Source organism: Azonexus sp. (genome assembly GCF_036170495.1).
Classification (GTDB): Bacteria; Pseudomonadota; Gammaproteobacteria; order Burkholderiales; family Rhodocyclaceae; genus Azonexus.
This window is the reverse complement of the sequence record NZ_JAVHPH010000498.1, coordinates 1-7,516: the sequence shown is the minus strand read 5'-3', so window position 1 is coordinate 7,516 and position 7,516 is coordinate 1. Positions and strand designations below refer to the sequence as shown.

8 protein-coding genes are annotated in these 7,516 nt (G+C 62.6%); 6 read left to right on the top strand and 2 right to left on the bottom strand.

The annotated features are described in order from the left end of the window. A partial coding sequence (locus ADADOO_RS17840; protein WP_511278866.1) for a tyrosine-type recombinase/integrase occupies positions 1–306 on the top strand: 306 nt, incomplete at its 5' end. 40 nt (positions 307–346) lie between these two features. Here the strand turns inward: ADADOO_RS17840 and ADADOO_RS17835 are convergent. After that, positions 347–703, bottom strand: coding sequence for a dihydroneopterin aldolase (locus ADADOO_RS17835; protein ID WP_511278865.1), 357 nt, complete (start codon positions 701–703; stop codon positions 347–349). Between the two features lie 101 nt (positions 704–804). Here ADADOO_RS17835 and plsY point away from each other — a divergent pair, with 101 nt between their 5' ends. Further along, positions 805–1,422: a glycerol-3-phosphate 1-O-acyltransferase PlsY gene (gene plsY / locus ADADOO_RS17830; protein WP_511278864.1), complete on the top strand. Its 618-nt coding sequence runs from the start codon at positions 805–807 to the stop codon at positions 1,420–1,422. On the opposite strand, the gene tsaD is transcribed toward plsY, so the two are convergent. Next, on the bottom strand, positions 1,419–2,450 hold the full coding sequence (tsaD, locus tag ADADOO_RS17825; protein WP_511278863.1) for a tRNA (adenosine(37)-N6)-threonylcarbamoyltransferase complex transferase subunit TsaD: 1,032 nt from the start codon (positions 2,448–2,450) through the stop codon (positions 1,419–1,421). The genes plsY and tsaD overlap by 4 nt on opposite strands. A 316-nt stretch (positions 2,451–2,766) precedes the next feature. Between tsaD and rpsU the strand changes: the two genes are divergently transcribed. The 4 genes from rpsU to rpoD form a co-directional block, all read left to right on the top strand. After that, positions 2,767–2,979, top strand: coding sequence for a 30S ribosomal protein S21 (rpsU, locus tag ADADOO_RS17820; RefSeq protein ID WP_511278862.1), 213 nt, complete (start codon positions 2,767–2,769; stop codon positions 2,977–2,979). Positions 2,980–3,049: 70 nt separating this feature from the next. Next, complete coding sequence (locus ADADOO_RS17815) at positions 3,050–3,496, top strand: GatB/YqeY domain-containing protein (RefSeq protein ID WP_511278861.1); 447 nt, start codon at positions 3,050–3,052, stop codon at positions 3,494–3,496. 203 nt (positions 3,497–3,699) lie between these two features. Beyond that, positions 3,700–5,487 (top strand): DNA primase, encoded by a 1,788-nt coding sequence (gene dnaG, locus ADADOO_RS17810; protein WP_511278860.1) that lies wholly within the window; start codon positions 3,700–3,702, stop codon positions 5,485–5,487. A gap of 591 nt (positions 5,488–6,078) precedes the next feature. Beyond that, a partial coding sequence (rpoD, locus tag ADADOO_RS17805) for an RNA polymerase sigma factor RpoD (protein ID WP_511278867.1) occupies positions 6,079–7,516 on the top strand: 1,438 nt, incomplete at its 3' end.

The following is a 7,516-nucleotide window of genomic DNA, read 5'->3' as shown; positions in this document are numbered from 1 at the left end:
CGGCCGCCGCTGCTCAAGCGCGCGCAATCCGACGCCGCCTTCGTCACCGCGCGCGGCACGGCGATGACGCGCCAGGCCTTCTGGTACCTGATCAAAAAACACGCGCGCGCCGCGGTGCCGGGCAAACCCCTGTCACCGCACACGCTGCGCCACGCGTTTGCCACCCACCTTCTGAACCATGGCGCCGACCTGCGCGTGGTGCAGATGCTGCTCGGACACGCCGACATCTCGACCACGCAGATTTATACGCACGTCGCGCGCGAGCGTCTGAAGCTGCTGCACCGGAAGCACCATCCGCGCGGATAAATACGGAGAGCGCGCAATACCCGGGATTATTCGGGACAAACTACTTTTGCTCGCCTCTCTCAATCACCACGCCGACGCGCCTCGCGCCGCGCTGGGCGCCGATCTTGGCAATGCTGACGCGCACCCAGGGCGAGCCGAATTCCCCCATCAGGATCCGCGCCACATGCTCGGCCAGATTTTCCACCAGTCCGTAGTGCTGTTCGAGGAGCGCCGCGCGGATGCGCTCGATCACTACCGCGTAATCGATCGTGTCGGCAACCTTGCCGCTCTTGAATACGCGCTCATCCGGCAGCGCAATGTCCAGATCCAGTTCCACCGTCTGGGTGATGGTCTTCTCGCGCTTGTAGATGCCGATGCGCGCATCGAGCCTGATCTCGCGTAGAAATATGGTGTCCATGCCGGGGGAATGCGCAATAAAGGGTGGAGCAAGAGGCTGGGCGGAATTCTGTTCTCGCGTAAAATGTGCTGCATATTCTAACAGGCCCTATGGCAATCCCGATGGCGACCCTGGCTTTCGTTGTTGCGGCGTATCTCATCGGCTCGCTGTCGTTCGCCGTGATCGTAAGCCGACTGTTCGGGCTGCCCGATCCGCGCAGCTACGGCTCCGGCAATCCCGGCGCAACCAACGTGTTGCGCACGGGCAGGAAACTCGCCGCGGTGCTGACCCTCGCCGGCGACACCGGCAAAGGCGCGCTGGCGGTGCTCCTGGCCAGGCAATTCGCCGCGGACTATGGCGTGGACACGAGCGGCATCGCGCTCGTCGCGCTGGCGGTGTTCATCGGTCACGTGTTCCCGGTTTTTTTCCGCTTCCGCGGCGGCAAGGGCGTGGCGACCGCGCTCGGCATCCTGTGCGCAATCAACCTCTGGCTGGGCCTGGCGACACTCTCAAGCTGGCTCGTGATCGTGCTCATCTTCCGCGTGGTGTCGCTCGCTTCCATCATTGCCGCGGTGTTCGCGCCGTTTTACACCGCATGGCTCTTCGGCACGGCGAGCCCGCTGCTGCCGGGGGTGCTCGCGCTGGCGGCGCTGCTCGTGTACCGACACAAGGAGAATATCCGGCGTCTGCTCTCGGGTCAGGAGAGCCGCATCGGCATGAAGAAGCAGGATTCGCGCTAGACCGATGTTGAAAGATCCCAGCGCGGTTTCACGGTGAAGGCGTAATTACCCGCGGTTGCGTACGCAAACCCAGCGCCCAAACGCAATGCTCCCGCCAGGGCAATCATCGCGCCGTTGTCGGTGCAAAATTCGAATGCCGGATAGAAGACCGAATAGCCTTGCTCAGCGGCTTCGCGGTCGAGCCGCTCGCGCAGTCGCCGGTTGGCGCCGACGCCGCCGGCGACCACGAGCTGCTTGAGGCCGGTCTGCTTCAGTGCATACAGCGATTTGGCCACGAGCACGTCGACGATCGCTTCCTGAAACGCCGCCGCGATATCTGCCCGCGCAGTTGAATCGGGCGCCTCTTTGCGCACCAGCAGCAGCACCGCGGTCTTCAGGCCGCTGAAGGAAAAATCCAGATTGCCCGTCTTGTGCATTTGCTCGAGCATGGGCCGCGGTAGTTTGTACCTGTCCGCCCTGCCCCGCGCGGCCAACTGCGAGAGCGCTGCTCCGCCCGGATAACCAAGACCGAGCAACTGCGCGGTCTTGTCGAACGCTTCGCCCGCGGCGTCGTCCACGGTTTCGCCCAGCAACTCGTAGGCGCCCACCGCGGCGACGCGCATCAACTGCGTATGCCCGCCGGAGACCAGCAGCGCGACGAACGGAAAACGCGGCGGATCGCGCGCCAGCAGAGGCGAGAGCAGGTGGCCTTCGAGGTGGTGGATGCCCAGTGCCGGGATGCCGAGCGCAAACGCGAGCGCATTGGCGACGCTGGTGCCCACGAGCAGCGCCCCCGCCAGTCCCGGCCCCTGGGTGTAGGCTATCGCGTCGATGTCCTTCAGCCCGACTCCGGCCTGTTGCATGACCTCGCGAATCAGCGGCAGCACGCGCCGGATATGGTCGCGCGAAGCCAGTTCAGGCACCACGCCGCCGTATTCCCGGTGCATGGCAATCTGCGTATGCAGGGCGTGCGCGAGCAGGCCGCGCTCGCTCTCATAGAGCGCTATGCCGGTTTCATCGCAGGAGGTTTCGATACCCAGGATCAGCATGGGATGAAATTCAGTGCGCTCGGGCTCATCGTGAACGGCAAAAATGCAGTTAGGGCAAAGGTGCGGGGACCGCCTCGTATCATACGCGACACTTTGCTGCGCGGGCGCGGGGCGCGGGGCGTGGGGCGGGGCGTGGGGCGCGGCGCGGGCGCGCGAAGCCGCGGGGCGGGGCCGGAGGTGAAAGTGGGCGCCACCGGACAAGTCCGGCAGCCCGCGCCCGGCCTAAGGCGGGCGACTTGAAACAAGCCTTGTCCGTCGCGGCAAAGTGCTGATATAATTCGCGGTTCCCCGCCCCAAGAAAACAGCCGGAGTATTGATGCCCACCGTACGAGTCAAGGAAAATGAGCCGTTTGAAGTGGCGCTGCGCCGTTTCAAACGCTCGATCGAGAAAACCGGTCTTTTGACCGAGCTGCGCGCGCGCGAGTTCTACGAAAAGCCCACCGCCGAACGCAAACGCAAGCTTGCCGCCGCAGTCAAGCGCCATTACAAGCGCATCCGCAGCCAGCAACTCCCGCCGAAACTGTTCTAAAGCGCAACGGGTGAGGGTCAAAGGACGCAGGCTAGGCCCGTCCCCGCTTGACCTCTTCACCGCGATCCGGATGTCGCTCAAGGCAACAATCACCGATGACATGAAGGCCGCGATGCGCGCCAGGGACGCGGCGCGCCTGTCGGCGATCCGCCTTCTGCTCGCGGCAATGAAGCAGCGCGAGGTGGATGAGCGTATCGAACTAACCGACGCCGATATCCTCGCCATCATCGAAAAAATGCTGAAGCAGCGCCGCGATTCGGTGACGCAGTACGAAGCGGGCAAGCGGCAAGACCTGGCCGACGTGGAAAAATTCGAAATCGCGGTGCTCTCGGGCTATATGCCGCAGCAGCTTTCGGAGGCGGAAATCGCCGCGGAAGTCACCGCCGCCTTCGCCGCGACCGGCGCCAAGACGATGCAGGACATGGGCAAGGTGATGGCGCTGCTCAAGCCCAGGCTTGCCGGCCGCGCCGACATGGGCAAAGTGTCCTCCATGGTGAAGGCGAAACTTGGCCGCTGAGATTCGCGAGTCCCCCAAGGGGATTTCCTCCGGGGCACAAGCTCGCTCACACCGATAATCGTGCCCTTGGGGACAGGCGCCGCGATCACCAGTTTTGACTTGCGTTCCGGCCGCAATAGCCTATAAAGAAGAGTACATGTTCCCTTGGCGCGGATGCCGGGGAAATTTTTTTCAGGCCCCCCGATCCCATTCCCCAGCCGCGCGTGATTCCTGATTCCTTCAAACGCGATTTGCTCAATCGTGTCGATATCGTCGACATTATCCAGCGCCATCTGCAGTTAAAAAAGACGGGCGCCAATTACAGCGCCTGCTGTCCCTTCCACAACGAGAAATCGCCTTCGTTCACCGTCAGCCCATCAAAGCAGTTCTATCACTGCTTTGGCTGCGGCGCGCACGGCGACGCGATCGGCTTTCTGATGGAGTATTCGGGCCTGGGCTACATCGATGCGCTCAAGGAGCTCGCGGCCGGCGCTGGAATGACGCTCCCCGATTTCGAGCCGCGCTTCGACAAGAAGAAAGAGCAAGCCGGCCCCGACCTGTACGACATCATGCAGCGCGCCACCCAGTACTACCGCGAACAACTGAAGGGCTCGCCGCGCGCGGTCGATTACCTCAAAAATCGGGGATTGTCGGGGCAGATCGCGGCGCGCTTCGGCATCGGTTATGCGCCCGAGGGCTGGCAGAACCTGCAGGCACTGTTTCCGGAATATGATGACCGGGGTCTCAAGGACGCGGGACTGGTGATCGACAACGATGCGGGCAAGCGCTACGACCGCTTTCGTGACCGCATCATGTTTCCCATCATCAGCCAGCGCGGCTTCGTCATCGGTTTCGGCGGGCGCGTCATCGGCGAAGGCGAACCGAAATACCTGAATTCGCCGGAGACGCCGTTGTTCGAGAAAGGGCGCGAGCTCTACGGCCTGCCGCAGGCGCGCCAGGCGATACGCGATGCCGGCCGCGTGCTGGTGGTCGAAGGCTACATGGACGTGGTGGCCCTGGCGCAGCATGGCGTCGAATATGCGGTGGCGACGCTGGGGACAGCGACTACCCCCACCCACGTGCAGAAACTGCTGCGCCAGGCCGATGAAATCGTGTTCAGCTTCGACGGCGACGCGGCCGGCAGAAAAGCGGCCTGGCATGCACTCGAAGTGAGCCTCCCGGCGACGCTCGATCACAAGGCAATACGCTTCCTGTTCCTGCCCGAAGGCGAGGACCCGGACACTTATGTACGCGCCAAGGGCAAGCAGGCGTTCGAGGATCTCATCGGAGGCGCCGAGCCGCTTTCGGCCTATCTCGTCGGCGAACTGCGCGCGCGCGTGGACACAAAAACGATGGAAGGGCGATCGCGCCTGGTGCACGAAGCCAAGCCCCTGTTGAAGAGCATCGCGGCGCCGGCACTGCAGTTGCAGTTGCTCAAACAGTTCGCGGATATCGCCGGCATGAGCCAGGAGGAAGTCGAACGCCTGTGCGAACTGCGCCGCAGCCAGCCGGCGTGGGCCCCGTGGCAGCGCCCCGCGCCGCCCAAAACGGAACGTCCGCGCCCGCAGAGTGTGCAACGCTGGCTGCTCAAGTGCCTGCTGCTCAAGCCCGGACTCGCGCGCGAACTGCCGCTTGAACGCTTCCTGGGCGAGGATGCCGAATCAAAAGGCCTTGCCGCGCTGGCCGAATTTTCGTTGATGGAGCAGGCGCAGGGTGGCAACTTCGACGCCCTGGCGATCGACCATTTCCGCGGCACCGAGTTTGAACCCCTGTTCAGCCGGCTGCAATCCGAACTGATGGAGCCCAACCTGTCGCCCGAGCAGGCGGAAGCCGAGTTTCGTGACGCCCTGCCCAAGCTCGAGCGTGACCATATCGACGAGCAACTCAATGACTTGCAAAGCAAAGCCAAGGCCGGAGCATTCAGCCGCGACGACGCGGAGCGGATGAATGCGCTGACCAAGCGCAAGGCGGCACTGAATCAGCGTCCGAGCGCAAACCGTTCCGTGCTATGATTCACCCCTTTTTTTCCAATAGTTCACCGACTTAGGACTAAGCTCATGGCAGCACATCAGGCCAAGGCCAGGCAGCACAAAGCGAGCAGCATCGACCCTAAGGCACGGCATAAGCGCGCCTTGCCGTCCAAGAAAACACCTTCGGGTAGAGCAAAACTTTCGACCAAGAAAAAGACTTCGCGTGTAAGCAAGGCGAAGCGTGTGGCCAAGAAGAAAACCTCGCCCGTATCCAAAGCACGGCCTCTGGCCAAGACAAGACCTGCGACCAAAACAAGGCCCGCGACCAAGACGAGGCCTGCGACCAAGACGAGGCCCGCGACCAAGACGAGGCCTGCGACCAAACCTCCGGCGAAGGAGGGCAAGCCAAGCCTCAAGAACAAATCCCTCGCTCAAAGCCCGGTCCAGCCGGCAATCAAGCAGGTACTCAAGCCCGAGGCCAAGCATGCGGCCGGCAAACCACCCGCCCCCGGCAAGGACAAGCTCCAGGCCGGAGCGGCGCCCAAGGACAAGGCGCACCCGCAGGAACACGCGGCGGTAAAGCCGAGGCAAACAGCGAAGCAAATTGCGCGGCAAATCGCCAAGCAGCAGGCGATGAAGCTTTCGGCAAAGCACAAGCTGGAATTGAGGAGCCGCATCGAGCAAAAGCCGGAGGATGCGGAAGCGCGGCGCACGCGGCTGAAAAACCTGATCAAACTCGGAAAGGAGCGCGGCTTTCTGACTTACTCCGAGATCAACGATCATCTGCCCGACGACCTGGTGGATGCGGAGCAGATCGAGTCCATCATCACCACCTTCAGCGACATGGGCATCCAGGTCTACGACGTGGCGCCGGATGCGGAAACGCTGCTGATCTCCGAAAACGCGCCGGCCGTGGTCCACGACGACGACGCGGAGGAAGAAGCCGAAGCGGCGCTGTCCACGGTCGATCCCGAGTTCGGGCGCACCACCGACCCGGTGCGCATGTACATGCGCGAGATGGGATCGGTCGAACTGTTGACGCGCGAAGGCGAGATCGAAATTGCCAAACGCATCGAAGACGGCCTGAAACACATGATCCAGGCGATTTCCGCCTGCCCCACCACCATCGCCGAAATTCTCGCCCTGGCCGACAGGGTGGCGCACGACGAAATGCGCGTGGACGAGCTGGTGGACGGGCTGATCGATCCGAACGCGAAAAACGAGCCGCTCGCCGAGCTCGAGGAAGTCGCGGTCGAAGAAGAAGAGGAACTCGACGAGGAAGCGCAAAACGCCGCCATCACGGCGAGCCTGCAACTGCTCAAGCACGACGCACTGGCGCGCTTCGGCGCCATCCATCGCCTGTTCGAAAAGAAGAAAACTGCGCTGGCGAAACACGGCTCGCGCAGCAAGGAGTACCTGAAAATCCGCGACAAGATTTCCGCCGAGTTGATGAACATCCGCTTTTCCGCGCGCATCGTCGAGCGCCTGTGCGACTCCTTGCGCCGTCTGGTGGATGACGCGCGCCGGCACGAGCGCCAGATCCAGCAGTTATGCGTGATCAAGAGCAACATGCCGCGTCCGCATTTCATCAAGGTGTTTCCCGGCAACGAAACCAACCTGCGCTGGGTGGGCAACGAAATCGCGGCACGCCATCCTTACAGCAGCCAGCTCGCGCACCACCAACCGGCGATCACCGAACACCAGCAGAAACTTCTGGACCTGCAGACGCGGATCGGCATTCCGCTGAAGGATCTCAAGGACATCAACAAGCAGATGTCCACGGGCGAAGCCAAGGCGCGCCGCGCCAAGCGCGAAATGACCGAAGCCAACCTGCGCCTGGTGATCTCGATCGCCAAGAAATACACCAACCGCGGGCTGCAATTTCTCGACCTGATCCAGGAAGGCAACATCGGCCTGATGAAGGCGGTGGACAAATTCGAATACCGCCGCGGCTACAAGTTCTCGACCTACGCCACCTGGTGGATCCGCCAGGCGATCACACGCTCGATCGCAGACCAGGCGCGCACCATCCGTATTCCGGTGCACATGATCGAGACCATCAACAAGATGA

What these genes read in the sequence shown, in the direction of transcription:
- ADADOO_RS17835 (WP_511278865.1), bottom strand. Translation starts at nt 703, where the DNA reads ATGGACACCATATTTCTACGCGAGATCAGGCTCGATGCGCGCATCGGC.
- rpsU (WP_511278862.1), top strand. Translation starts at nt 2,767, where the DNA reads ATGCCCACCGTACGAGTCAAGGAAAATGAGCCGTTTGAAGTGGCGCTG.
- plsY (WP_511278864.1), top strand. Translation starts at nt 805, where the DNA reads ATGGCGACCCTGGCTTTCGTTGTTGCGGCGTATCTCATCGGCTCGCTG.
- tsaD (WP_511278863.1), bottom strand. Translation starts at nt 2,450, where the DNA reads ATGCTGATCCTGGGTATCGAAACCTCCTGCGATGAAACCGGCATAGCG.
- ADADOO_RS17815 (WP_511278861.1), top strand. Translation starts at nt 3,050, where the DNA reads ATGTCGCTCAAGGCAACAATCACCGATGACATGAAGGCCGCGATGCGC.